The following is a 23,832-nucleotide window of genomic DNA, read 5'->3' as shown; positions in this document are numbered from 1 at the left end:
CTTAAGGATACCGCCATGAACTCATTTGACCGTCGCGACTTCATCAAGCTGGCCGGACTGATCGGTCTTAGTGCCGCGCTGCCCCTCAGCTTGGCTCGGGCCGCAGACAAGCCACTGATTGTTGGCTTCATCTACGTGGGTGCCCGGGACGATTTCGGTTACAACCAGGCGCATGCCCAGGCCGCAGCCATCATCAAGACGCTGCCCAACGTGAAGGTGATCGAAGAGGAGAACGTACCTGAGACCGTCGCGGTACAAAAATCGATGGAGGCAATGATTCGCCAGGACGGTGCCACGCTGATTTTTCCTACCTCCTTTGGCTATTTCGATCCGCATGTCGTCAAGGTCGCCAAGAAGTACCCAGATGTCCGGTTCGCCCATTGCGGCGGGCTCTGGCAGGAAGGCAAGGATCCGGTGAATGCTGGCAGCTTCTTCGGCTATATCGATGAAGGTCAATACCTGAACGGCGTTGTGTCGGGCCATATGAGCCAGTCTAAGAAGCTTGGCTTTGTTGCAGCCAAACCAGTGCCTCAGGTGTTGCGTAACCTTAATGCCTTTACCTTGGGTGCGCGCTCGGTGGACCCAAGCATTACGGTGACGGTGATCTTTACTGGTGATTGGTCGCTACCGGTCAAGGAAGCCGAGGCGACCAACAGTCTTATCGACCAAGGATGCGATGTACTGACCTGTCACGTGGACGGACCCAAGGTCATTGTGGAAACCGCTGAAAAGCGTGGCGCAATGACCTGCGGCTATCATGCCAGTCAGGCAGCCCTGGCGCCGAAGGGCTACCTCACCGGTGCCGAATGGAACTGGGAAACACCTTACCGTGCCCATGTCGAGGCGGCGCAAAGCGGCAAGTCGATGATCAACTTCATGCGCGGCGGCCTCAAGGAAGGCTTCGTAAAGACCTCAGCGTACGGTCCCAAGGTGAGCGAAGCAGCCAAACAGCAAGCCGATACCATCAAGGGGCAAATGCTCGAAGGAGGATTTGTAATCTTTAAGGGTCCCATCAAGGACAACAGGGGCAACGTCGTGATTGCGGACGGTACCAGTCAACGTCAGACCGATGTCGTGCTCGAGCGCATGAGTTATCTGGTCGAAGGCGTCCAGGGTCAGATCTGAGGCTTGTTATATGAGTAGCCTTGATAACAAGGTACGAAGCCTGGCGGCCAAGGCACTGCCAGGCCTGCCCACGCTGCTTGCTGTACTGGCGTCTTGTGTGCTGTTCCTGTTGTTTCTCGCCGTGCAGAACAAGCCGGCGCTGGAGGCGGGGGCCCTGGTGATTGAAGGCGCGTTCGGCTCTTCCTTCGCCTGGGAAAATACACTCCAGCGAGCTGCGCCCCTGATGCTGACCTCGCTTTGCGTCGCACTGCCGGCCCGGGCCGGGCTGATCATCATCGGCGGGGAAGGGGCGCTGGTACTTGGTGGCCTGGCCGCTGCGGTACTACCGCTGTGGCTGCCGGCGCTGCCCTCCATGCTGATGCTAGCGCTGATGGGGCTGGCGGCCATGCTGGTCGGCGGCCTGTGGATCGGCCTCTCCGGCTGGATGCGTCAGAAGCGTGGTCTCAACGAGACGATTGGCAGCCTGCTGCTTTCCTATATCGGCATTGCACTGTTCCGGCAGTTGGTCGAAGGACCGTTGCGCGATCCGGGCAGTCTGAACAAGCCCTCGACCGTACCGCTCGATGATACTTATCTCATCGGCACCGTCAGCGACGCCTTCGCGGTGCATTGGGGGCTTGTGGCGGGTGTTATCGCCTGCCTGTTGGCTTACATCCTGTTGCGCCACAGCGTCAGCGGATTTTCATTAGGCATCGTGGGCGGCAATGTTCGAACTGCTCGTATGCTTGGCCTGCCGGTTGACCGTCTGGTCTTGATGACCTGCCTGCTGGGTGGTGCGGCCGCGGGTCTGGCAGGTATGTTCGAGGTTGCGGCCGTACAGGGTAGCGCGAACGCCGCGCTGATCGCCGGTTATGGCACTAGTGGAATCCTGGTTGCCTTTGCCGCCCGGCATAACCCAGTTGCGATCATCGTGTGCGCAACACTATTGGGTGGTGTGGAAGCGAGCGGCAGCCTGCTACAGCGCCGCCTGGATCTGCCCGATGCGACCACGCTGATTCTCGAGGGCATTCTGTTTACTAACTTGCTGGCCTGGGAAGCCTTGAGCAAACGCATCACGGGTTGGCGCCTGCGACTGCTTGAGAAATCGGCGTCCTCGGCCGCAGGAGTGCCCAGCCATGGCTAATATTGATTGGCTGACATTCCTGCTGGCTCTGCTGGCAGGTGCCGTCCGGGTAGGAACGCCGTTCCTGTTCGTCAGCCTAGGTGAATGCCTGACCGAAAAGGGCGGGCGTATCAACCTGGGTCTGGAAGGAATTCTGGTGGCCGGCGCCATGACTGGTTATGCCGTGTCCTATCTCTCTGGCTCACCCTGGCTGGGCGTACTGGCAGCCGGCAGTACCGGCTTGGCCCTGGGACTCCTGCACGGCATTGTCTGCTCGCTGCCCAGGGTCAACGATATCGCCTTTGGTATCGCCCTCATTCTGCTCGGAACGGGCCTTGCCTTCTTTCTTGGCAAAGCCTTCATCCAACCGCAGGCACCCATGCTGCCTTCGTTTTCGCTGGGGCAATGGAGTGCCGATGAACGGGTGCGCTCGGCGCTCAATATCAACGTGCTGTTTTTCTTGGGCGTTGCCCTCGCCATCTTGCTGCACTGGGGGCTGCGCAGTACACGCTGGGGCCTGATGCTGCGCCTGGTCGGTGATCATGTAGAGTCGGCCCAGGCCCTTGGCTACCGCCCAATCAAGGTACGCATCTGGGCAACGTCCATAGGCGGCTTTCTTGCGGGCGTCGGCGGGGCCTATCTGTCACTGTACTACCCGGGAAGCTGGAACGAGGGGCTCTCTAGTGGCCAGGGACTGATGGCCGTTGCCCTGGTGATCTTTGCCCGCTGGCAACCCCTGAACTGCCTTTGGGCCTCGTTGCTATTTGGTGCTGCCGGTGCCATCGGCCCCGCCCTGCAGGCGGTGGGTATCAATACAGGGTATTACCTGTTTGCCGCCGCACCTTATGCCCTAACACTGCTAGTGATGTTTATCACCTGCCAACCTAACCGCACCCTGACTGGCGCCCCTGGCGAACTCAGTCTCACCCGATAGAGGTTAATGCTCATGTCCAGTGGACTTGGTGGTTTGAATAAGTCGCCTAATGGTGTCGTGATCGGTCTGGCTCAACTGTCGCTGCCGGATCCGCATACCCGTGAAGCGCTGTGGACGCAGACCCAAAGGGTCGTGGAAATGGTCGGTAAAGCCCGGCGCGGCATGCCTAGCATGGATCTGATCGTCTTCCCGGAGTACTCCCTGCACGGGCTGTCCATGGATACCTCGCCCGAAATCCTGTGCTCTCTAGATGGTCCGGAAGTGGCCGCGCTGCGCCAGGCCTGCGTAGACAATAGGATCTGGGGCTGCTTTTCCATCATGGAGGCCAATCCCAGGGGCAATCCGTTCAACAGTGGAATCATTGTCGACGACACCGGTGAGATCCGCCTGTATTACCGCAAAATGCATCCGTGGGTGCCGGTTGAACCCTGGGAGCCGGGCGACCAGGGAATTCCTGTCTGTGAAGGTCCCCGTGGCAGCAGGCTGGCACTGATCATCTGTCACGACGGCATGTTCCCAGAAATGGCACGTGAGTGCGCCTATAAGGGGGCCGAAATCATGATCCGGACTGCCGGTTATACCGCACCGATTCGCCATGCCTGGCAGATTACCAATCAGGCGAATGCCTTCTGCAACTTAATGCAAACCGCCAGTGTGTGTATGTGCGGCTCCGATGGCACATTCGATTCGATGGGCGAAGCCATGTTCGTCGATTTTGACGGCGGCATCATGAACCAGGGAGGTGGGCGCGCCGACGAGATCGTCTGCTGCGAAATGCGTCCGGACCTGGTGCGTGAAGCCCGCCTGCACTGGGGCGTAGAAAACAACATCTATCAGTTTGGCCATCGCGGCTATTCTGCCGTCAAGGGTGGCGCGCAGGATTGCCCCTACACCTATATGCATGACCTGGCGGCGGGCCGTTACCGGCTGCCCTGGGAGAGTGAAGTCATCCACACCGATGGGACCTCCTGCGGGCTTCCCGCCCCGGAACGCCTATTCACCCCCTCTACCCAGGAATGATCCCATGAATCTACGTCATCTCGCCTCAGCGCCTTATCCCTGGCCCTATGACGGTCGGCTCGATCCGGCCAACACCGCCCTGGTGATCATCGACATGCAAACCGACTTCTGTGGTGTCGGCGGCTATGTCGATACCATGGGGTATGACCTTTCGCTGACCCGCGCACCGATTGAACCCATAAAGCGCGTCCTCGAGGTCATGCGGGCACAGGGATTTCCCATCATCCATACCCGCGAAGGCCACCGCCCCGATCTAGCCGATTTGCCCGCCAACAAGCGCTGGCGGTCGCAGCGTATCGGCGCCGGCATTGGCGATGACGGACCCTGTGGACGCATTCTGGTACGCGGCGAGCCGGGATGGGAGATCATTCCGGAGCTGGCACCGCTGCCAGGCGAGATCATCATCGATAAGCCCGGCAAGGGATCCTTCTATGCGACGGATCTTGAGCTCGTCTTGCGTAACCACGGAATCGACAACTTGGTTCTTACAGGGATCACGACCGATGTCTGTGTCCATACCACCATGCGCGAGGGTAACGACCGTGGCTTCGAGTGCATCCTCCTCGAGGACTGCTGCGGTGCAACGGATCACGGCAACCATTTGGCAGCGCTTAACATGATCAAGATGCAGGGCGGGGTCTTTGGCGCTGTCGGCAATTCGTCGATGCTACTCGATGTGCTGGGACGGGCCTGATCCATGCGTGCCCTGAGCATGGAAATTATCGGTGCCGGCAAATCCTTTGGCAGCTTGCGCGCCCTGGCGGACGTATCGCTTAAGGTCAGGGCGGGAAGCGTGCATGCCCTGCTGGGCGAAAACGGTGCCGGCAAGAGCACCCTGGTCAAGGGAATTGTCGGTTACGGTCCGCTCGATGAGGGCGCGATTGTCGTGAACGACCGAGAGCGGCAGATTCGCACGCCCATAGACTCCCATGCGCTGGGGATCGGGATGGTCTACCAGCACTTTACCGTGGCGCCGGGACTCAGCGTCGCGGAGAACCTGGTGCTGTCACGGAACGACCTGGGTTGGCGTATCGACTGGTCGCAGGAGCGTGAGCGTCTCGCGGTCTTCATGGCACGTATGCCGTTCCGGCTCGATCTGGACCGTCCCGTTAGCAGCCTGGCAGCCGGCGAAAAACAAAAGCTCGAAATTCTCAAGCAGCTGTATTTGGAACGGCACTTCATCATTCTCGATGAGCCGACATCAGTGCTGACGCCACAGGAGGCCGATGAGGTGCTGGGGCTCATGCATGACATGGCACACCGGGGCGAGATCTCGGTGTTGATGATTACCCATAAATTTCGTGAAGTAACCGCCTTTGCCGATGATGTGACGGTGCTGCGAAAAGGCCGCCTGGTCGGTAGCACCGCTGTTTCTGCGACGTCACCTGAGTCGCTGGCGATATGGATGATGGGTGAGGCGGATACCCGTACGGTTGCGCTTGAGCGACCTGCCGTAGCAAACAGCGCTCCGCGATTGGAGGTCCAAAAGCTCGATGTGCCGGGTGACAAGGGTACACTTGCGGTCAGCGGGCTTTCGCTGGCCGTACGGCCGGGAGAAATCGTAGGAATCGCGGGGATTTCCGGCAATGGTCAACGTGAGCTTACTGAAGCCTTGCTCGGTCAGCGCAAGGCCAGCGGGGGTGAAGTCCGCGTAAACGGTAATCCCTATCGTGCTAGCCGCCGCGAGATGCAGCACATGCATGTTTACAGTCTGCCGGAAGAGCCGCTGCGCAATGCGTGCATTGCCAACATGAGCGTGGCGGAGAATCTGGCCCTGCGCAACTTTGACCAGGCGCCACTGTGCCGTCAGGGCTGGCGCATCGACCGCCGAGCGATTCGTACACAGGCCAAGGCTCTTATCGAGCGCTTCCAGGTACGTCCAGCTGATCCCGAACGCCCCATCGGTACGCTTTCCGGTGGTAATGTTCAGCGCGCCGTACTCGCCCGCGAACTGACCGAGGGTGTATCGGTACTGATCGTATCCAACCCGGTTTTTGGGCTGGATTTCGCCTCGGCTGCCTTGATTCACAGACGGATCGTCGAGGCCCGAAATGCAGGCGCGGCGGTCCTGCTGTTAAGCGAGGACCTGGATGAACTACTTGAGCTGTCTGATCGCATCCTGGTGATGCACGACGGGCATATTGGGTTCGAGACCGATATAGCCCAGGCAGACAGGACCGTATTGGGACACTACATGGCCGGCGGCAATGCCCAGACGGAGGCTATATGATTCGGGTTACGGCTAATCCTAATGATTTCAGCTTCGAGCCGGCCAATACCGCGCTGGTCGTAATCGACATGCAGCGTGACTTCATCGAGCAGGGTGGTTTTGGTGCTGCGCTGGGCAATGACGTGACGCCACTGAAGGCGATCGTTCCGGCTGTTCGGCGCCTGCTCGAACTGGCTCGTCAACAGAGCATGTTGGCTATCCATACTCGAGAGTCACATCTTCCAGACTTGTCCGATTGCCCGGATGCCAAATACGCACACGGCCTGCCAGGCTTGCGTATTGGCGATCCAGGTCCGATGGGGCGTATTTTGGTACGTGGCGAACCCGGAAACCAGATCGTTGCCGATGTCGCACCGGCCGAAGGCGAGTGGGTGATCGATAAACCCGGCAAGGGCATGTTTTACGCGACCGGCCTGCATGAACGTCTTCAGGCACGTGGCATCAGCCATCTGCTATTTGCCGGTGTTACCACTGAAGTGTGTGTTCAAACCAGCATGCGTGAGGCCAATGACCGCGGGTATCGCTGCCTGTTGATTGAAGAGGCGACAGAAAGCTATTTCCCCGCATTCAAGCGATCCACGCTGGAAATGATCGTCGCTCAGGGGGGCATTGTCGGCCGTACTGCACATCTGACGGCCCTGGAGGCCGCTCTGCAAGAGGATAGACCATGACTTCGGTTTCCGTAATCAACCTCCCTAGCGTAGTGGCTTCGGTGACGGCTGCCTTCAAAGACTATGAACGTGCGCTGGTCGCCAATGAACTGGAAACGCTTGATGCGTATTTCTGGGAGTCCCCATATACCGTGCGCTTCGGCGTTGCCGAAAATCTTTATGGCAGTCAGGCTATTGCCGATTATCGGCGGGTCTGCCAACCGGTAGGGCCAGGCAGGCGCTTGTATAATACCGTCATCACAACCTTTGGTGAGAGCTGCGCTACGGTCAGCACCGAATTCAGTGATGGCGTTACCTTGCATGTGGGGCGCCAGATGCAAACATGGATGCGGCTCGACGGAGCCTGGAAGGTCGTAGCAGCCCACGTCAGTATTGATCTAGGTACATTGGAATCCCGCGGATAGCTTATGACCCAGTTCCAAAGTAACGCACTGGCTGAGCAGATCTATATCAGAATCAAGCAGGAGATTTTTGATTTCTATCTGCTCCCTCATGATCGCTTCACTGAGACTCAGCTAGCCGAGCGCTATCAGGTGTCGCGAACACCGGTACGCGACGCTCTCTATAGGCTCCAGCGTGAAGGGTATCTTGATGTAGAGTTTCGTCGTGGCTGGATGGTCAAGCCATTGGATTTTACTCGTATCGATGAGCTGTATGATCTGCGTATCGTGCTGGAGTCCGCGGCAGTAGAGCGCCTTTGCAGCCTGCCTGATTTAACGGAGTTACTGGAAGATCTCTGGCAGGTATGGACTGTCCCGGTAGACAGACGTCAGTCTGACATGCAGACAGTGGCTGGACTTGATGAAGCCTTTCACAATGGCTTGGTTGCGGCAGCCGGCAACCGTGAAATGCTGCGATTACACCGAGAGGTCACGGAACATATACGCATCGTTCGCCGTCTGGACTTCACTCAGCGTGCCCGCATTGAAGAGACTTACAATGAGCACGCCAGTATTCTTAGGGTATTGCTCTCCCGTAAACGGGATGAAGCGTTGCGAATGCTGCGCGCGCATATCGAGCAGAGCAAGATTGAGGTCCGCAAGTTGAGTCTTTCGATGCTTGCAGAGGCACGGCGTCGATACGACAATCCATCCGCCGCGCTTGCAAAATAAAGCACAGACATAGAGGTGTCATGCTCTCACCTCCTGCTAGCCTCTGCTGTATGCTTCATAGCGCCGACCAAAGTAACGAAAGACGAGTTAGTACGCTGTTTCTACTGCTTTCCTTGACATCCATCGCCTCTGGCCCCGCCTTTACGGTGTCAGAGCCTTTAATTCACGTGGGACGGGGTAATGATGCCCGTCAAAAGTCAGCGTATATCGGTGCTGGGCTGTTTTCTCATCCTCAGGCATACACGTATTTGATGTGCCCATGACCTCACGATAGGTAGAGATGTGCTGGGTCACAGCCAATGAATGCAGCCCATGTGATGTTGCGCTTCCCAAGGCAAGCGTAGCGACCGATTCCTCATATCTTCCCTTGCAAACAGCGTCTGTTTCGCCAGAAAAAGATTCGACCAACAGATCCTCCAATACAGGCTCAAGTCCGCTTTTTCCCGCGATGTAAAGTGTCAGGGATGTCTGTGAAAAGGGATACCCACCCGAGTTGTTATGGCGGCCAATTCTCAAGCCAAAGGCGAGTACGTCGTCGTTGAGCTTATAGGGTGCTGTATCAAATGTGAGCTTGCCAACCTGGATAGCATCGTAGCCGAGACGATCCTCTTCCAGGCGGCGGGCAATTACCCTGGACGTGGCCGTGTCCACCAGCAGCAGTTCTAGATCTTCACTGCCAACCTGGTCGTCGCCATCGCGATTTAGCCCCGCGGCAACAAGGGTGATCCCTGGCCGGGCTGGCCACACCTTGCAGGTTGAAAGCTCAAGATCGGCCTTGTGGTCAGGTCCATAGACCTGCTCAAGAATTTCGTTTACCGAGCAGTCCTGAGCCAGGGCGGCAGGTGAGAGGACAAGAGTCAGGGCAGCGGCCATCCAGGCACGTGGCATAAAAAATCCTTTTTGATGGTATCGGGTACGGTGATCACGCCTTTGGCATCAGGGGCCTTGGGCAGACAGGAGCCCTAGTAACAGGCGCAGCCGTCTTAGCCTTCGATCAGCTCTTCGCGAATGATAGAGATGTCCTGCGGCGCCTCGATCAGGACGCGGGCCTTGCCGTTCTGGGCATGGGTAATCGAGAGCATGATGCCCTCATGGCGCAGGGCATCAAGCACCTGGGCTTCATCACACTCGGGGTCAAGCAGAAGAATGATGTTTTCGCCTTCCTGGCGAGTTAGAACGAGTCCCATGCTGGCTTCCTTGCTGGGGTATTGAGAAACGCGGTGGTGATATCCTGGCAGCGCCTGTAGACAGGATGAGCTATCCCGACAATCCGGCGCAGCCGTACCGCATACTCGATATAGCATACGAGGTCTTAAGCAGAGACAACAACAGGATTTTCCTGAAGGCTCTGTAAGCCCTTGGCTACTGCTGCGGGCTTCGGAGCGCTCCCATAGAAAAAGCCCCGCTGGGCGGGGCTTTTCGGACAGCACAAAGATCAGCTGTTCACGGCATCCTTCAGGCCCTTGCCGGGCTTGAAGGTGGGATTCTTGCTGGCTGCGATATCGATTTCCTGTCCGGTCTGCGGGTTGCGTCCCTTGCGCGCCGCACGTTCGCTGACCTGAAAGGTGCCAAACCCCACCAGCGCCACCGTCTCTCCTTTAGTCAGCTCGCCGCTGATCACTTCAACCAGTGAGTTCAGGGCTTTTTCTGCCATGCCCTTGTTCAGGTCTGCCTTTTCGGAGATGGCCTGGATCAGTTCGGATTTGTTCATGTGTGTACCGTAAAGATAAGAAACGGACCCCCATGATAGCCTGAGCGCAGGACATGTACTAATCCGCTCTAGGCTGGGGCTACAGATAGCCGCGCTCGGCCAGTGAGACACAGCCCTCGTTTGCCACGACAATGTGATCAAGTATCCGGACACCGACCAAGGCCAGTGCACGGTTTAGCTCAGCGGTAAGGTCGCACTCGCTGGGCTCGGGATCACCTGAGGGATGGTTATGCACGAGGATCACGGCTGCGGCGTTGTGTACAAGCGCTGCTTTGACAACCTCCCTGGGCGGCACCGCGACATGGTCAATCGTCCCGGTAAACAGCTTGCGGTAGGCGATTGAACGATGCCGGCTGTCCAGGAAAACTGTGGCAAACACCTCGTGCTCATAGTCAGCCAACAGGGTTTGCAGATAAGGGAAAACCTCTCGGGTCCCGGTGAAGGGCAACCCCCGACAGAAGCGCCGACACGCCAGAGCTCTGGCCATCTGCAGGATATCCTGCTCGGTAACAGGCCCGTCAATAACATACGTCCCGTGCGTCTCACCGGCTTTGAACTTTTGATGGGTACTCATAGGTGTGAAGCGCCTCGATCAGTCGCAGGTTATAAATCCAGCGTCTCATCGAAATCGGGTGATGCAAGAGACCAGCCGTCGGGCAATCGAAAATGAATACATCAGACATATTCACAGACGAAGACGCGTGAAACACAACCCGTTCCTCACAACTACTTCGCGAGAGTAAAGGCCCGCCATGCGACAGGGAGGCGCTCTAGATCAATGGTTTGAAATTGCCGAGATTCGGGATAGCGGTCTGGAAGAAGACCTGACCCGGCAATTTGTTGTGGGGCCTACATTTGATAACGAGCCTGAAGTACAACGAATCAGTGCTCTGGCAGTACCCGTCGTGTTTCATGAGCAGGCTGACTTGTTACCCGCTCAGGTGGAAGAGGTCAGCTACAACAAATGTCTGGCTTATCCTCTAGCATCACATAAAGAGCCTTAGCCGACAGGTCTTTTTTCTAGCCAGGCGCCTATAGGTCTCGGTCAGTGCCTGCGGGTCTATATCCAAGCGCCAGAGCGGGTTGCTAAGTGTCAGCATGCGTGACCATTTTGCAGGCCCGTCCTTGCTTAACAGCCCTAGCAGATCGTGAGCGGCTGATAAGGGCGCTGCCTTTAAGGTTCGATCCAGTTTAAGCATCTTTGAGTAAGCAAACGGGATGTCCCGATTGATCCATTAAAGCTAGATGTATGTGTACTGCGTTTATTGCAGGAAATCACACCAGGGTTCTTGCCCGCAAAGCCCTTCTTAAGGCTCAAACCTTTTTGAGTCCTATGCCTACTCGTAACAGGCCTAAGAGCTTTATGAAGAAATTATGGAAGTCGGATGAGTTGGCTCAAGAGGTGAGTGAGAGTATTTCTGCCGTTGGAGGAAGCTTGCAAGCAACAGCAAGATCTGGTCCGACTGCAGTGGTCGAGCTGGAATGATTTAAACGAAAGGACCTAGCCTGAACAGCTCAGCCTAGGTCCTGACTATCTACTCGCCTGTCCCAGAGTTGTCTGCAGGTGAATGTTTCATCCCCAACCGCCGCCTAACACCTTGTACAGGGTAACGCGGTTGTTTTGTTCCGAAAGCTTTAGAGAGATAAGTGTCTGCTGTGCCGAATATAGCGAGCGTTGAGCATCAAGCACACTCAAGAAACTTTCTGAGCCTTGCTGATACAACGCCTGAGCCAAATCCAGACTTCGTTGATTGGCGTCAGTGTAGGCTTGTTGAGCATCGAGACGCTCATTGATGTGTCCACGTACGGCAAGGGCATCCGCAACCTCTTTAAACGCCGTCTGCAGGGTGCTTTCGTACTGGGCTATTTCAATCTGCTTTTCAACCTTTGCTGCCTCAAGGCTGGCCCGGTTAGCGCCAGCGTTGAAAATGGGTAAATTGAGGCTTGGCGCAAAGCTCCAGGTACGACTGGAACCCTTGAACAAATTGGAAAGCTCAGTGCTGGCGGTACCCGTAGCAGCGGTCAAGGTCAGGCTTGGAAAAAATGCAGCCCTGGCGGCACCGATATCAGCGTTGGCAGCTTTGAGGGTGTGTTCGGCCGCCAGCACATCAGGGCGGCGTTGCAGCATAGTCGAGGGCAGCCCCGTGGGGACTTGCACCAGCAAGGCTATAGATCTGGCCTGATCATCAGGTAACAGGCTATCAGGCACTGACGCACCTACCAGCAGATTAAGTGCATTGATAGATTGCTCAACTTCACTCTGGTAGTTTGCTACATCAGCTCTGGCAGTTTCCACGGTAGAGCGCGCCTGGGCCAGCTCTAGCCCTGAGGAGCCACCCAAGGAATGACTGCGCTCAACCAGCGAGTAGGTCTTTTGCTGACTGGTGTAGGTTTGCTGGGCTAGCGCTAACAGTTGCTGGTTAGAGGCCAGGGTCAACCAAGCACTGGCAACTTCAGCCACTAAGCTGATCTGGGTACTACGACGGGTTTCTTCAGTGGCAAGATACGTTTGCAGCGCTGCGTCCTTAAGGTTGTTCAGGCGGCCAAACACGTCGATTTCGTAACTGCTAAAGCCAAGTTCTACCGTGTAGGTATTGCTAACGCCGCTACTGGTCGAACCGCTAGAGCTACCAGAGCTACCATGCTCGCGGGTACCAGTAGCACTGGACGAGACCGATGGAAAAAGGTCAGCGCGAGTGATGCGGTATTCAGCGCGAGCTTTTTGTATGTCCAATGCGGCAATACGCAAGTCGCGGTTATTTGATAGAGCGAGCCTTACCGTATTGCGTAACCGAGCGTCGGTGAAAAACTGCTCCCAGCCGATATCGGCTGGAAGTTGCTCGGAGACAGCAGCAGGAGCCGGCCACTGGCTTGGTATTGGAGCCTCGGGTGTTTGATAGTCCGGGGCCAGGTTGACGCAACCTACCAGGCATGTCATCAAGACCATGGGCAATAAAGGACGCAGCATCATGCTTCTCCTACAGGAGCAGTAGGGTTGGTGCGACGATGCGCGATAAGGCGCTGCACCAGAACAAAAAATAACGGAATAAAAAACAAGCCCAATGCAGTTGCAGTGACCATACCGCCCAGGACCCCCGTCCCAATAGCCTGACGGCCACCCGAGCCGGCACCGGTGCTCAGAGCCAACGGCAGCACGCCAAGCATGAAAGCCAGAGAAGTCATTAATACTGGTCGCAGACGTAGACGCACCGCTTCTAGCGTGGCGTGGATCAGGGGTTGACCACGGTCATAGCTTTCCTTGGCAAACTCTACGATAAGGATTGCGTTTTTTGCCGCCAGGCCAATAGTAGTGAGCAGCCCCACCTGAAAATACACATCATTGGAAAGGCCGCGCAGACTGGTCAGCAACAGGGCACCCATTACACCAAGCGGAACCACCAGCATGACCGAGAGCGGAATCGACCAACTCTCGTACAATGCTGCCAGGCAAAGGAACACAAACAGAATGGAGATTGCGTAAAGGAGTGGCGCTTGATTGCCAGCAATTCGCTCCTGATATGATGAGCCGGTCCACTCATAACCAATCCCCTCAGGCAATTGCGCCATGATCTGCTCAACTGCCAACATGGCATCACCCGAGCTTACGCCCTTGGCAGGCTCACCCACCAACTCAAACGAGCCAAAGCCGTTATAGCGCTCAAGTAGGGGAGAGGCCTTACTCCAGCCTGTTGAGATAAAGGCTGCCATGGGTACCATTTGCTCCTGGTCGTTACGCACGTACCAGTCCCTCACGTCCTGGGGCAGCATGCGGTAGGCACTGTCGCCTTGCAGGTAAACCTTCTTGACACGCCCACTATCAAGAAAATCGTTGACATAGCTGCCGCCAATTACGGTGGCCAAGGTATCGTTGATATCACTTGCAGAGATGCCTAAGGCGCCTGCTTTGCGGTCGTCGATTTTCACCTGGAAGGTTGGTGTGTCCTCAAGGCCTTGAGCCCGTACGTTGGCTAGACGTGGATCTTTATTAGCCAGGGCTATGAATTTATTTCGGGCCTCCAGTAGTGTGGCGTGACCAAGGCCGGCCAGATCTTGCAGCTGCACATCAAAGCCCGAGCTTTGCCCTAGGCCCTGAATAGCTGGTGGCGCCATGATAAAGATGTCGGCGTCACGAATACTGGCAAGGGCCTGAGTCGCATGGCGGGCAACGGCGCTGGCGCTGTGCTCAGCCCCAGCACGCTCGCTCCAGTCCTTGAGTTTGATAAAGCCGCGGCCTGAGTTTTGCGCATTTCCCCCGTTGCCCATCCCCCGAATCGTCATTGCTGCATCCACTTCAGGCTGCTTGAGCAGGTAGGCCTGAACGTCCTTCATCACCTCCTGTAAACGCTCATCGGTAGCTCCTACGGGAAGGGTTACCTGCGCCATAAGCATGCCTTGGTCTTCATCGGGCAGAAACGAGGTAGGCAAGCGGACAAACAATACGGCCATGCCACCCAGAATCAATGCATAGACCAAAAGGCTCCTGGTCGGCCTGCCAAGTACCAGGCCGACACTGCGCTGATAGGTGTTAGCCAATTGGTCAAAAGTCTGATTGAACCAGCCAAAGAACCCCTTTTTGGCTTGGTCATTATGTTGGGAGGGCTTTAACAATGTCGCGCACAAGGCTGGCGTAAGGCTGAGCGCTACCAGTACCGAGAGCACCATCGAAGCGACCATGGTCACCGAGAACTGGCGGTAGATTACGCCTGTCGACCCGCTAAAAAATGCCATCGGCACGAACACGGCCGATAATACTACCGCGATACCAATCAGCGCGCTGCTGATCTCGCCCATGGATTTAAGTGTTGCCTCTTTGGGCGAAAGCCCCTCATCAACAATGATGCGCTCGACGTTTTCCACGACTACAATCGCGTCGTCGACCAACAAGCCAATCGCGAGCACCATACCAAACATAGTTAATGTATTGATGGAATAACCCAGAATCGCCAGGATGCCAAACGTGCCGAGTAGGACCACAGGTACTGCGATGGCTGGGATCAGGGTGGCGCGCCAGTTTTGCAAAAACACGAACATGATCAGCACGACCAGCCCGATCGCTTCGAATAGCGTTTTGGCTACCTCTTCGATCGAAATCTTTACGAACGGTGCGGTGTTATAGCTGATCTCGGCTTTAAGCTTTAATCTGCTGGGAAAGAAGGGTTGCAACTCGGCCATTTTGGCCTGTACGGCTTCCGCTACGTCAATAGCGTTTGCACCTGTAGCCAGGCTGACCGCGATACCACCGGAGGGACGTCCGTTGTGCTCAGCGATGACATCATAACTTTCACTGCCTAGTTCAATCCGGGCTACATCACCCAAGGTCACAACTGAACCATCGCTTGCGTACTTGACCACCACATCGCGAAACTGCTGTGCAGTCTGTAATTTACTGCGTGTCGTAATGGTTGCGTTTAGCTGCTGCCCTTTGACCGCAGGCAAGGCGCCGAGCTGGCCGGCGGAGGTATCAGTATTTTGTGCCTCAAGTGCGCTGCTTATGTCCGAAGGCATCAGCGAGTACTGCTTGAGCCTATCTGGGTTAAGCCAGATTCGCATGGCATAGCTTGAACCGAGCGAGGTTACATCGCCAACCCCGCTTACGCGGCTGATTTGGTCGTACAGGGTACTAGCAACAAAGTCACTGATATCGGTGGCAGTAACCTCTGGATTGTCTGACACCAGAGACAGGATGATCAGGAAGTCGCTAGCCGTATTACGAATCTCGATACCTTGCTGCTGTACTGATTCGGGCAGGCGCGATTTGGCTTGCTCGACCTTTGTCTGGACCTGCATTTGCGCAGTGTTAACGTCAACCCCGGCTTTGAAGGTTAGGGTCAGGGAAGCCGTGCCGTCGGAGCTACTGGTGGAGGACATATACATGAGGCCTTCCAGCCCAGTCATCTGCTGCTCAAGCACTTGAGTGACCGAGTCCTCCATTGTCTTGGCAGAGGCGCCAGTATACGTTGCGCTAAGTTTGACCTGCGGTGGGGCGATGTTGGGATATTGAGCCAGGGGAAGCTGGAAGATGGCCAGCGCGCCGCCAAGCATGATCATTATAGCAATAACCCAGGCAAAGACTGGGCGGTTAACAAAGAATGCAGCCACGTCGTCTCCTTACTGTGCCGAAGCGGTTTGCGTGGCAGGCACGTCAACGGGTTTAGCTTTGACCTGATCGCCAATCTGGATCTTTTGCAAGCCTTCGACGATCAGTTGGTCGCCTGCCCCCAGGCCGCTGCTTACCCACCACTGATTGCCAACGGCTTCTACAAGCGCTAACTGACGTTGTTCGACCTTGCCGTCGACTACTACCAGGGCTGTTGCGTCCCCCCGAGCGTCGCGGGTAACCGCTTGTTGCGGTATCAGAAGAGCATCTTGTTGTACCGCCTCTTGGATTCGCGCCTTGACATACATGCCTGGCAGCAAAAGACCGTCCGGGTTGGGTACTTCAGCACGAAGTGTGACGCTTCCAGTCCCTTCGTCTACTGTCAGGCCGCGAACAGTAAGGGTACCTGGATGCTCATAGAGGCTGCCATCTTCCAGGATCAATTGAATGGTTGTTGCATCCCTGGCATCACTTGCAGACAGCAGACCCTTGGCCAAATCACGCTTGAGGCGTAGCAACTGTGCGCTGGTTTGAGTGACATCCACATAGATGGGATCTAGTTGTTGCACGGTGGTCAATGCCGTATCTTGAGCAGCGGTCACCAATGCACCGGGTGTAACCGTGGAGGCAGAAGTACGTCCTGCGATTGGAGCGGTGATGCGGGTATAATCCAGATTGATCTGAGCCGTTTTCACAGCGGCCTGGGCTGACTGTAACGTCGCGCGGGCTTGCAAAAGAGCTTCCTGCGCCGACTCATTGTCCTCGGCGCTGATCGCGTCAATCTTTATCAGCTGTTCATCACGCTTGGCTTTGAGCTCTGCAGCCCGCAACGTAGCCTTGGCTGAGGCAACCGAAGCCCGGGCTTCGGCCAGGGCGGCCCGATAGCTTTGCGGGTCAATCTGATACAGCGCTTGTCCAGCCTTAACCGCTTCGCCTTCTTTGAACAGCCGCTGCTGGATGATGCCGCCCACCTGAGGGCGAATTTGCGCGGCCATATAGGCACTGGTTCGGCCTGGCAGCTCCAGGCTGACGGCTTGGGCAGAGACTTTGACGGTGTAGGTGCCGACCTCTGTGGACGGCTTGGAGGGTTTGGGTTGGTCTTCGCCTGAACAACTGGCAAGCATGCCACTAAGTAGCAAAAGCATGGCCAGAACAGCGAGGCGGTTGGCAGGAAAGAGCATAGAGCTAGACTCCGGTAAACGTTATCAGCCTCCAAGGTTGCGCTGCAAATTTGCAGCAAATATGGAGAATGGCCTTTCAGGCTTGCCAGCGGTCGGCATAAAGGACCACATTGGGTGCTTCTGACGCCACCGCCTATATCTGTCATCCATGAAAATAAGCCTCTCCACTAAAGTCTTTCTCGCTGTGCTGACCCTTTGTGCCGCTACGGTGCTTGCGATGGGGGTGGCTGCCTATCTGAGTTTCACCCAGGGCTTTCTTGGCTATCTCAATGAGCAGGCGGTACAGCGTATGGAAAGCAATTTGCCGCGTCTTCAAGAAGCGTACGCCCAGCATGGCGACTGGTCTTTTCTTCAGGAGAGACAAGAGGAATGGTTCAACCTGTTGCGCCCCGAAGGGCTAGCGGAGGGTGAGCGGCCTACCTCACCGCCGGTATCGGATCTTACGGGTGCCTTTCTGCGCGTTACCCTACTAAGCGCAGAAAAGCAGTACATCGCAGGTTATCGACAATTTAGTACCCCATCGATCCTGCGCGCCGTACGCCAGGGTAATGAAGCTGTCGGCTGGCTGGCCGTCACACCTTTCGAAAGCGTCAGCGCCGCAGGTGATCAGCGTTTTCAAAAGCGTCAGATCCGCTCTGGGATCGTGATTGGGACATTTTGCCTATTACTGTCGGCCTTGATCGCCTGGTGGGTGACTCGTGGGTTACTGCAACCTATAAAACGCGTCGCAGCAGCGACCCATCGTCTTGCCGCTGGCGATTACAACGCACAGGTGGTGATAACCTCTAATGACGAGGTGGCCCAATTGGCTGCGGACTTCAATAAGATGGCCAGCACCCTGGCAAACAACGAGCGTCAACGGCGTGATTTTATGGCGGATATCTCTCATGAGCTGCGTACCCCCTTGGCAATATTACGTGGGGAGCTAGAAGCCATTGAGGACGGTATCCGCCCAATCAACGACAACACCGTGCGCTCACTTCAGGCTGAAGTGCTGTCGTTGAACAAACTGGTGGATGACGTACACGAGTTATCCATTGCTCAGGTGGGTGGGCTCAATTATCAACGTCAGCCAGTTGATCTGGCGCTGTTGCTTTCAGGCGTAGCCCAGACGTTTGAGCCGCGCCTGGAAGAGCATGGCTTGCATCTGTATACGCAGTGGCATAAATCGCTATGGGTGCATGGGGATGAGCGCCGACTAAATCAATTGCTCTATAACCTGTTAGAAAACAGCCTGCGCTACACCAGCCCTGGTGGCGAAGTACACTTGCGCGGGATACTTGAAGGTGATCATGTACGTATCGATTGTGAAGATACTGCTCCTGGTGTGCCTGAAAAAGATTACGATCGGCTGTTCGAGCGTTTCTACCGAGTAGAGCATTCACGCAACCGTAGCAGTGGCGGTGCCGGTCTCGGTTTGGCTATCTGCCAGGCAATTGCTGAGGCTCATCATGGCCATCTAACGGCGCAGGCCTCGCCAAAAGGTGGTGTATGGATGAGACTGTACCTTCCCTTGACGACCGCCGATTGCCAGGCGTAGAGGTTTTATGAGGTGTAAGCACATTCTTCTGGTCGAAGATGAACCCAAACTGGCAGCGCTCCTGAAAGACTACCTGCAGGCTGCCTCGTACAAGGTGAGTGAGTTCGCTAATGGCCTGGATGTTTTGCCTGCCTTCAAAGCAGAGCATTACGATTTAGTATTGCTCGACATTATGTTGCCTGGCCGGGATGGTTTAGATCTTTGTCGTGATATTCGGCAAATTAGTCAAGTGCCTATAATCATGGTCACGGCTCGTGTGGATGAGATTGACCGCTTGTTAGGCCTGGAGCTAGGAGCCGATGATTATATCTGTAAGCCTTTTAGCCCGCGTGAGGTCGTGGCCCGAGTTAAGGCTGTGCTACGTCGCGTAGGAGCAGTGGCTCAAAGCACCGGACTAACCATTGATCTGCAAGGCTATCAAGCTAGTTATAACGGGAAAGCACTTGATCTTACTGCTGTGGAATTTAGATTGATAAGTGCCCTGGCCAAGCTTCCGGGGCGCGTAATGTCCCGAGATCAGTTGATGAATCATCTCTATAATGACCATCGCTTGGTTACCGATCGAACGGTAGACAGTCACGTGCGAAATGTACGTAAGAAGCTGGAGAAGGTAGCGCCGGGGCTTGAGTTTATCCGCTCAATTTATGGTGCAGGTTACTGTCTTGAAGAGAAGCCGTTACTAATCAACGACTCAACTGAATGAGTTTTATAGGCTAAAAGATCTTTGAAGGGCTGTCAGTTCGAAGGAGACGTACAGCTTTGTCCCAGCTCTGCAGATTGGGTGACCGAGCGAGGCTTGAAAATTTGCAAAGGTCAAAGCCGTGGAGTATTGGTGACGCTGTCCAAGCTGGAGTAGTCCATTCAGCATGGCCGCCCTTGCTTAACGATACGGTGCCGAGTCCTAACAGATAGTGAACAGCTGACGAGGGCGCAGCGTCGAGCGAGACGCGGTTCAGGGCGTGGTCAAGCTCAAGGGACAGAAACAGCTCAAGGCCTTCCTCGTCGATGGCGAACTCGTCGGTAGTCACGACATCGGTCACAGGCTTACCCTGGTGCGTCACAGTGAGCGATTCAGCGCCAGCCACCGCATGATCAAGACTACGCAGCCCGTCGAAAAGAGAGCCGTAAAATTCGTCGCACAGGAAGGCCTCGGCGCGAAAGGCGACATCCTTCTCGGTCCATGTGGGCAGGTTCGAGATATCGGGTAGCGGATAGCGTGCGTCCTGCTCGTAGATCTCCAGATAGGTCCGCAACGCCATAAACGGCTCGTGATAGCCATAGCGGCCCCACAACATGTCGATTGCCACGATCTGGCGCATGGAAAGAACTGTGAAGCGTGGTTTGATACCCAGCTGGCGCGCGCTTTCCTCTTCCTGAATCTGAATGGTAAGGATCAGGCGCAGGAGCTCAAGCGTATACGCAGGGCTGTAGGCATTGGGACTGATCTTGATGCGGCCGGTACGCTCGTCTACCTGCCGGCTTAGCCAGCAACGGGCAGAGGGATCGAAGTGGCGGGCCTTCATGTACGAGCGCAGGTCATGGAGCGGCTTGAACCAGCTGTACTGGCCGCCTTGCTTGGCAATCATGTTTTCGGCTGAGGCATCGCTGGTAACACGCAGGCACGTCCAGCAGCCCGTTCTGGCGCCGCAACCGGGACGGCGGCGTGCATCGGCACCGCTCAAGTAGGAAAGAACCATGCAATCACCGCCGTTCATATCTCTATAAACCTCGACCAGCGCATCAAAATTGTCGTAGCAGCGGATCTGCCCTGAGCGCACCTGGCCCAGATAGGCAAAGATGTCGTCGGTGGTGAAGTCGGCGATAGGGGACAGCACCCAGTTTTCACCACCCTCGCTGGCCGCAAGGTTTACTGGGACAATGGCATCCTCGTTTCGCTCGGCCATTCTACGTGCGCGCTCAGCGCTCTCGTCGCGTCTAACCTAATCTAGGTCAAGGGAAAAAAGTGTTACGTCCTTGTGAGCAGAGGACAAACCGGAGGTAACACTCTTGGAGTCTATTGGATAGAGACGGAGGATAATATCTCTTTCCAACAGCAGTAGTGTTACATCCTGCAGGTAGGCAATCAGACAATGCCTGTTGAAAAGGCAAGGAGCGGTTAAGAAGGGCTGGGGGTAAAACCTTATTTCTGTGGGTACTGCGCGACAATCTGCTCAGCGCCTTGCTTGGTCAGACCAAGCACTTGATACGGCTGTTGCTGATCCCCGTACTCCATACCAGGCGAACCGACTACCATGCCCGGAACCGCCATTCCAGCCAGATCACTACGTTTAGCCAGTTCTTTTACCTGCTCTGCCGGCACATGACCTTCAGCAAACTTTCCATTCACGACAGCTGTATGGCAGGACGCCAGGTGCGGCGTTACGCCTAAACGCTCCTTAACCGCACTCATATTGGTTTCGACATGGTCATGCACCTCAAAGCCATTGGCTTGCATGTGCTTGACCCAGTTTTTGCAACAGCCACAGTTAGCATCGCGATAAACATCAATACTTAGCTGTTCTTCTGCATGGCTAAAGGACTGAAATAAAGGAAGCGCGATGCTAGCGACCACCATCAGGTTCGCTAAACGGACACGTGTGTTTTTCATGATACTGCTCCGGTTGATTTTCATGAGCCCATAGCGAGAAGCTACTCCATGGCCATTTCTATCTCAGGACTCAAGGTACCCAACCAGGCAACCAGTCCAAGGATCAAAATGGCAGCGCCTATTTCCATAAAAAGACTACGACGCAGGGCTGTTACAGCCTGTTGATGCTGATAATGCTGAATGGAACGCTCAAGCAAAGGGCTCAGGCGAAAGCGATTGGCAGCTGCAAGTACCAGCATCAAGGCGAACAAGGCCAGCTTTGCAAGAAGAAGTTGTCCATAGAGGCTGGATAACAGGCCATCAAGCGTAGGGCCAACGATGAGTCCATAGTTGATTACCCCCGTTATCGAGAGCGTTACGACAATAACGGTTCCGGTGGTAGCAAAGCCGTTCAACACGCGACTAAGCAGATGCATATGCTCAGACGCTACAAGGCTTCCTGGGCGTAGTAGCAGGCCAAAGGCCGCCAATGCTCCTAGCCAGGCACCTGCTCCAACAAGATGGAAGATGTCGCTCGTAAAGTGAACATAGCGACGGGTGCCTTCATCCATTGCGCCATGTCCCGCCCAGGCAAGTGTAGCCAGGGCTACTGCCCCAAACAGGCTAACAAGCCCAAGGCACGCCAACGGCCAGCGCCTAAGTAGTAGGGCTGCCAGCAAGGCCAGGACCAGCGCGGCGATTCTGATAATCCAGGTAAAACCGACATCAGTACCTGTGATGATCATTTCAAATACATGCCGCTCCAGCTCCATGAACTGCGAGACGCCGCTCATGGACTTCGCCAGGACCAGCATGGCAAGCAAGGACAGCATGATTCCAAGTACTGCTGTCCCTGTAATGAGCGACCCGAACCGTAACGCTGTACCAGCTAGGCGCTCCCCTCCACGCAAGGCATAAAGACTAAAAAGGGGTAAGCCAAACAGCAGCATGAGGTCAGCGTAGAGCGCAAACCGAACAGCAATATTGATCCAGTCGCCCATGGCATCACTTCACTTTGAAAACAACACTACCCGTGATGGGATGGGTGTCAGAAGACACTGCGCGCCAGTCAACCTTGTAGGTGCCTGCCACCAAAGGCTTTGCCGGGGTAATAACCATAACCTGGGGATCATTACTGCCAGAGACTTTGGCCTCTATATTCATGGGCGGATGCTTCATGCCTGGCATTTCAGTCATGGTGAGTTTTGCACCTGAAAACTGGGTAGAAAGCTTTTCCGAAAATTTGAGCTCTATGTTCGCAGGGGAGGACACCTCGGCATTGGCTGCCGGGGTTGATGCAACAAGCTCAGGGTGAGCCTGGGCCAGGCTGCTCAGCAGCAAGCCAGACGTCATCGCTACACTGCCAAAAAGGGTACGTACAGACATGCAAGGCTCCTTACAGATAGGACTGTATAGTGAGTTAAAGACACTGTTTTCTGGAACAACTTAAGTGATCGCTCAATCGCTAAACAGGCGATACCGAACCGCTAGAACCACATACGGACACCTGCGACAAAGCGAGCTTCGCTCCTGTCCTCGCCTTCCTCTCGGGCATAGTCGGCCGTGTTTCCATAGGTACGGTTCCACGTCACGCCAATGTAGGGCGCAAACTCCCGGCGGATTTCATAACGAAGCCTGATTCCGATCTCAGTATCAGAGAGACCTGAGCCGATACCGCGGGCAGGATCGTTTTTTCCGTAGAAATTGGCTTCGGCAGTTGGTTGAAGTATCAGGCGGTTGGTCAGCAATATGTCGTAATCGCCTTCGAGGCGGGCGGCGGTCTGTCCATTTTCACCAATGAAAGCCGTGGCCTCTGCTTCAAAGTTATAGAGAGCCATTCCCTGTATGCCAAAAGCAGCCCACGTCTGTGGAGAGCCAGGTTTGAAATCCTGCCGGATACCACCTACTACATCCCACCAGGGACCAATAGCATGGCCCCATAAGGCCTGTACTTCTGCTTCTTCCGTTTTGCCATTGGTTCGCTCACCTTCAGAGCGAATCCATAAGCGATCAATATCACCGCCTATCCAGCCTTGAGCATCCCAGCTTAGGGCGTTGCCTTCATCAGCATCCTGCCACTCAAGCTGATCGAGCAGCAAAAAGGTATTAAGAGCCTTATCGTGTACAGCGTGGCCATCAGAGTCGATGAAGACTGCTGCGCGATCAGCGTCTGTTAACTCAGGAATAGGCGTGCGGCTCTGAGTCACTTTCTCCTGTCCCATAGTCTGCATCTGACTATGATCCATACCTTGCATCTGGCTATGATCCATACCCTGCATCTGGCTATGATCCATACCCTGCATCTGGCTATGGTCCATACCTTGCATCTGGCTATGGTCCATACCCTGCATCTGGCTATGGTCCATACCTTCCATCTGGCTATGGTCCATACCCTGCATTTGGCTGTGATCCATGCCCTGCATCTGAGCTTCTGCCGCCAAGGCTACAGGTATCTGCGCAGCGCCCAGCATTACAGAGAGGGCGCCGGCCAGCGTGTTCTTTGATCCAATCAGGTGCGACAT

Annotated in this window: 24 protein-coding genes; 12 read left to right on the top strand and 12 right to left on the bottom strand. The window is 55.5% G+C overall.

The window, feature by feature from the left end; translation table 11 throughout:
• Window positions 1–15: 15 nt before the first annotated feature.
• The 9 genes from GM154_RS19530 to GM154_RS19490 are packed head-to-tail and all read left to right on the top strand — an operon-like array spanning window position 16 to window position 8,194.
• Window positions 16–1,125, top strand: coding sequence for a BMP family ABC transporter substrate-binding protein (locus GM154_RS19530; protein ID WP_196122448.1), 1,110 nt, complete (start codon window positions 16–18; stop codon window positions 1,123–1,125).
• Between the two features lie 10 nt (window positions 1,126–1,135).
• Complete coding sequence (locus tag GM154_RS19525; protein ID WP_219653106.1) at window positions 1,136–2,248, top strand: ABC transporter permease; 1,113 nt, start codon at window positions 1,136–1,138, stop codon at window positions 2,246–2,248.
• Window positions 2,241–3,161, top strand: a complete 921-nt coding sequence (locus tag GM154_RS19520; RefSeq protein ID WP_196122452.1) for an ABC transporter permease — start codon at window positions 2,241–2,243, stop codon at window positions 3,159–3,161. The genes GM154_RS19525 and GM154_RS19520 overlap by 8 nt, the downstream gene beginning before the upstream one ends.
• A gap of 12 nt (window positions 3,162–3,173) precedes the next feature.
• Window positions 3,174–4,181 carry a formamidase gene (locus tag GM154_RS19515; protein ID WP_196122454.1) on the top strand — a complete coding sequence of 336 codons (1,008 nt, stop codon included), beginning with the start codon at window positions 3,174–3,176 and terminating at the stop codon, window positions 4,179–4,181.
• A gap of 4 nt (window positions 4,182–4,185) precedes the next feature.
• Window positions 4,186–4,875, top strand: a complete 690-nt coding sequence (locus GM154_RS19510; protein WP_219653105.1) for a cysteine hydrolase family protein — start codon at window positions 4,186–4,188, stop codon at window positions 4,873–4,875.
• Window positions 4,876–4,878: 3 nt separating this feature from the next.
• Window positions 4,879–6,411, top strand: a complete 1,533-nt coding sequence (locus tag GM154_RS19505) for an ABC transporter ATP-binding protein (protein ID WP_219653104.1) — start codon at window positions 4,879–4,881, stop codon at window positions 6,409–6,411.
• Window positions 6,408–7,082: a cysteine hydrolase family protein gene (locus GM154_RS19500; protein ID WP_219653103.1), complete on the top strand. Its 675-nt coding sequence runs from the start codon at window positions 6,408–6,410 to the stop codon at window positions 7,080–7,082. Before GM154_RS19505 ends, GM154_RS19500 begins: the two co-directional genes overlap by 4 nt.
• On the top strand, window positions 7,079–7,486 hold the full coding sequence (gene hpxZ, locus GM154_RS19495; protein WP_219653102.1) for an oxalurate catabolism protein HpxZ: 408 nt from the start codon (window positions 7,079–7,081) through the stop codon (window positions 7,484–7,486). Before GM154_RS19500 ends, hpxZ begins: the two co-directional genes overlap by 4 nt.
• Before the next feature lie 3 nt (window positions 7,487–7,489).
• Entirely contained in the window at window positions 7,490–8,194 is a 705-nt protein-coding gene (locus GM154_RS19490; protein WP_010799277.1) for a GntR family transcriptional regulator, read from the top strand.
• Between the two features lie 141 nt (window positions 8,195–8,335).
• On the opposite strand, the gene GM154_RS19485 is transcribed toward GM154_RS19490, so the two are convergent.
• The 4 genes from GM154_RS19485 to GM154_RS19470 form a co-directional block, all read right to left on the bottom strand.
• Window positions 8,336–9,082 carry a hypothetical protein gene (locus tag GM154_RS19485; RefSeq protein WP_219653101.1) on the bottom strand — a complete coding sequence of 249 codons (747 nt, stop codon included), beginning with the start codon at window positions 9,080–9,082 and terminating at the stop codon, window positions 8,336–8,338.
• A gap of 95 nt (window positions 9,083–9,177) precedes the next feature.
• Window positions 9,178–9,381 carry a carbon storage regulator gene (locus GM154_RS19480; protein ID WP_219653100.1) on the bottom strand — a complete coding sequence of 68 codons (204 nt, stop codon included), beginning with the start codon at window positions 9,379–9,381 and terminating at the stop codon, window positions 9,178–9,180.
• Between the two features lie 248 nt (window positions 9,382–9,629).
• On the bottom strand, window positions 9,630–9,905 hold the full coding sequence (locus tag GM154_RS19475; protein WP_219653099.1) for an HU family DNA-binding protein: 276 nt from the start codon (window positions 9,903–9,905) through the stop codon (window positions 9,630–9,632).
• A gap of 79 nt (window positions 9,906–9,984) precedes the next feature.
• Window positions 9,985–10,479 (bottom strand): RadC family protein, encoded by a 495-nt coding sequence (locus tag GM154_RS19470; protein WP_219653098.1) that lies wholly within the window; start codon window positions 10,477–10,479, stop codon window positions 9,985–9,987.
• Window positions 10,480–10,657: 178 nt separating this feature from the next.
• Here GM154_RS19470 and GM154_RS19465 point away from each other — a divergent pair, with 178 nt between their 5' ends.
• Window positions 10,658–10,909, top strand: coding sequence for a hypothetical protein (locus GM154_RS19465; RefSeq protein ID WP_219653097.1), 252 nt, complete (start codon window positions 10,658–10,660; stop codon window positions 10,907–10,909).
• Between the two features lie 569 nt (window positions 10,910–11,478).
• On the opposite strand, the gene GM154_RS19460 is transcribed toward GM154_RS19465, so the two are convergent.
• The 3 genes from GM154_RS19460 to GM154_RS19450 are packed head-to-tail and all read right to left on the bottom strand — an operon-like array spanning window position 11,479 to window position 17,183.
• Entirely contained in the window at window positions 11,479–12,873 is a 1,395-nt protein-coding gene (locus GM154_RS19460) for an efflux transporter outer membrane subunit (RefSeq protein WP_219653135.1), read from the bottom strand.
• Window positions 12,873–16,004: an efflux RND transporter permease subunit gene (locus GM154_RS19455; protein ID WP_219653096.1), complete on the bottom strand. Its 3,132-nt coding sequence runs from the start codon at window positions 16,002–16,004 to the stop codon at window positions 12,873–12,875. The genes GM154_RS19460 and GM154_RS19455 overlap by 1 nt, the downstream gene beginning before the upstream one ends.
• A gap of 9 nt (window positions 16,005–16,013) precedes the next feature.
• Complete coding sequence (locus GM154_RS19450) at window positions 16,014–17,183, bottom strand: efflux RND transporter periplasmic adaptor subunit (RefSeq protein ID WP_219653095.1); 1,170 nt, start codon at window positions 17,181–17,183, stop codon at window positions 16,014–16,016.
• Between the two features lie 148 nt (window positions 17,184–17,331).
• Between GM154_RS19450 and GM154_RS19445 the strand changes: the two genes are divergently transcribed.
• Both GM154_RS19445 and GM154_RS19440 read left to right on the top strand, forming a co-directional pair.
• Complete coding sequence (locus GM154_RS19445) at window positions 17,332–18,723, top strand: ATP-binding protein (RefSeq protein ID WP_219653094.1); 1,392 nt, start codon at window positions 17,332–17,334, stop codon at window positions 18,721–18,723.
• A gap of 7 nt (window positions 18,724–18,730) precedes the next feature.
• Window positions 18,731–19,426: a response regulator gene (locus GM154_RS19440; RefSeq protein WP_219653093.1), complete on the top strand. Its 696-nt coding sequence runs from the start codon at window positions 18,731–18,733 to the stop codon at window positions 19,424–19,426.
• A 10-nt stretch (window positions 19,427–19,436) separates the two neighbouring features.
• Here GM154_RS19440 and GM154_RS19435 read toward each other — a convergent pair whose 3' ends face one another.
• From GM154_RS19435 to GM154_RS19415, 5 genes are all read right to left on the bottom strand, one after another.
• Window positions 19,437–20,627, bottom strand: a complete 1,191-nt coding sequence (locus GM154_RS19435) for a hypothetical protein (RefSeq protein ID WP_219653092.1) — start codon at window positions 20,625–20,627, stop codon at window positions 19,437–19,439.
• Between the two features lie 236 nt (window positions 20,628–20,863).
• Window positions 20,864–21,331 (bottom strand): DUF411 domain-containing protein, encoded by a 468-nt coding sequence (locus GM154_RS19430; RefSeq protein ID WP_258019926.1) that lies wholly within the window; start codon window positions 21,329–21,331, stop codon window positions 20,864–20,866.
• A 41-nt stretch (window positions 21,332–21,372) separates the two neighbouring features.
• The gene (gene copD, locus GM154_RS19425) at window positions 21,373–22,311 is read right to left on the bottom strand and encodes a copper homeostasis membrane protein CopD (RefSeq protein WP_010799577.1); all 939 of its coding nucleotides are present in this window, start codon (window positions 22,309–22,311) and stop codon (window positions 21,373–21,375) included.
• A 4-nt stretch (window positions 22,312–22,315) separates the two neighbouring features.
• On the bottom strand, window positions 22,316–22,696 hold the full coding sequence (gene copC, locus GM154_RS19420; RefSeq protein WP_010799576.1) for a copper homeostasis periplasmic binding protein CopC: 381 nt from the start codon (window positions 22,694–22,696) through the stop codon (window positions 22,316–22,318).
• A 101-nt stretch (window positions 22,697–22,797) separates the two neighbouring features.
• Window positions 22,798–23,832: a copper resistance protein B gene (locus GM154_RS19415; RefSeq protein WP_010799575.1), complete on the bottom strand. Its 1,035-nt coding sequence runs from the start codon at window positions 23,830–23,832 to the stop codon at window positions 22,798–22,800.

Origin of the sequence: Pseudomonas sp. MAG002Y (genome assembly GCF_019400845.1) — a bacterium.
Classification (GTDB): domain Bacteria; phylum Pseudomonadota; class Gammaproteobacteria; order Pseudomonadales; family Pseudomonadaceae; genus Chryseomonas; species Chryseomonas luteola.
This window is presented reverse-complemented; position numbering and strand designations above follow the sequence as displayed.

Excerpts from the sequence above, each read along its gene's own strand:
- GM154_RS19530 (WP_196122448.1), top strand. The coding sequence starts at position 16 with ATGAACTCATTTGACCGTCGCGACTTCATCAAGCTGGCCGGACTGATC.
- GM154_RS19525 (WP_219653106.1), top strand. The coding sequence starts at position 1,136 with ATGAGTAGCCTTGATAACAAGGTACGAAGCCTGGCGGCCAAGGCACTG.
- GM154_RS19520 (WP_196122452.1), top strand. The coding sequence starts at position 2,241 with ATGGCTAATATTGATTGGCTGACATTCCTGCTGGCTCTGCTGGCAGGT.
- GM154_RS19515 (WP_196122454.1), top strand. The coding sequence starts at position 3,174 with ATGTCCAGTGGACTTGGTGGTTTGAATAAGTCGCCTAATGGTGTCGTG.
- GM154_RS19510 (WP_219653105.1), top strand. The coding sequence starts at position 4,186 with ATGAATCTACGTCATCTCGCCTCAGCGCCTTATCCCTGGCCCTATGAC.
- GM154_RS19505 (WP_219653104.1), top strand. The coding sequence starts at position 4,879 with ATGCGTGCCCTGAGCATGGAAATTATCGGTGCCGGCAAATCCTTTGGC.
- GM154_RS19500 (WP_219653103.1), top strand. The coding sequence starts at position 6,408 with ATGATTCGGGTTACGGCTAATCCTAATGATTTCAGCTTCGAGCCGGCC.
- hpxZ (WP_219653102.1), top strand. The coding sequence starts at position 7,079 with ATGACTTCGGTTTCCGTAATCAACCTCCCTAGCGTAGTGGCTTCGGTG.
- GM154_RS19490 (WP_010799277.1), top strand. The coding sequence starts at position 7,490 with ATGACCCAGTTCCAAAGTAACGCACTGGCTGAGCAGATCTATATCAGA.
- GM154_RS19485 (WP_219653101.1), bottom strand. The coding sequence starts at position 9,082 with ATGCCACGTGCCTGGATGGCCGCTGCCCTGACTCTTGTCCTCTCACCT.
- GM154_RS19480 (WP_219653100.1), bottom strand. The coding sequence starts at position 9,381 with ATGGGACTCGTTCTAACTCGCCAGGAAGGCGAAAACATCATTCTTCTG.
- GM154_RS19475 (WP_219653099.1), bottom strand. The coding sequence starts at position 9,905 with ATGAACAAATCCGAACTGATCCAGGCCATCTCCGAAAAGGCAGACCTG.
- GM154_RS19470 (WP_219653098.1), bottom strand. The coding sequence starts at position 10,479 with ATGAGTACCCATCAAAAGTTCAAAGCCGGTGAGACGCACGGGACGTAT.
- GM154_RS19465 (WP_219653097.1), top strand. The coding sequence starts at position 10,658 with ATGCGACAGGGAGGCGCTCTAGATCAATGGTTTGAAATTGCCGAGATT.
- GM154_RS19460 (WP_219653135.1), bottom strand. The coding sequence starts at position 12,873 with ATGCTGCGTCCTTTATTGCCCATGGTCTTGATGACATGCCTGGTAGGT.
- GM154_RS19450 (WP_219653095.1), bottom strand. The coding sequence starts at position 17,183 with ATGCTCTTTCCTGCCAACCGCCTCGCTGTTCTGGCCATGCTTTTGCTA.
- GM154_RS19445 (WP_219653094.1), top strand. The coding sequence starts at position 17,332 with ATGAAAATAAGCCTCTCCACTAAAGTCTTTCTCGCTGTGCTGACCCTT.
- GM154_RS19440 (WP_219653093.1), top strand. The coding sequence starts at position 18,731 with ATGAGGTGTAAGCACATTCTTCTGGTCGAAGATGAACCCAAACTGGCA.
- GM154_RS19435 (WP_219653092.1), bottom strand. The coding sequence starts at position 20,627 with ATGGCCGAGCGAAACGAGGATGCCATTGTCCCAGTAAACCTTGCGGCC.
- GM154_RS19430 (WP_258019926.1), bottom strand. The coding sequence starts at position 21,331 with ATGAAAAACACACGTGTCCGTTTAGCGAACCTGATGGTGGTCGCTAGC.
- copD (WP_010799577.1), bottom strand. The coding sequence starts at position 22,311 with ATGGGCGACTGGATCAATATTGCTGTTCGGTTTGCGCTCTACGCTGAC.
- copC (WP_010799576.1), bottom strand. The coding sequence starts at position 22,696 with ATGTCTGTACGTACCCTTTTTGGCAGTGTAGCGATGACGTCTGGCTTG.
- GM154_RS19415 (WP_010799575.1), bottom strand. The coding sequence starts at position 23,832 with ATGTCGCACCTGATTGGATCAAAGAACACGCTGGCCGGCGCCCTCTCT.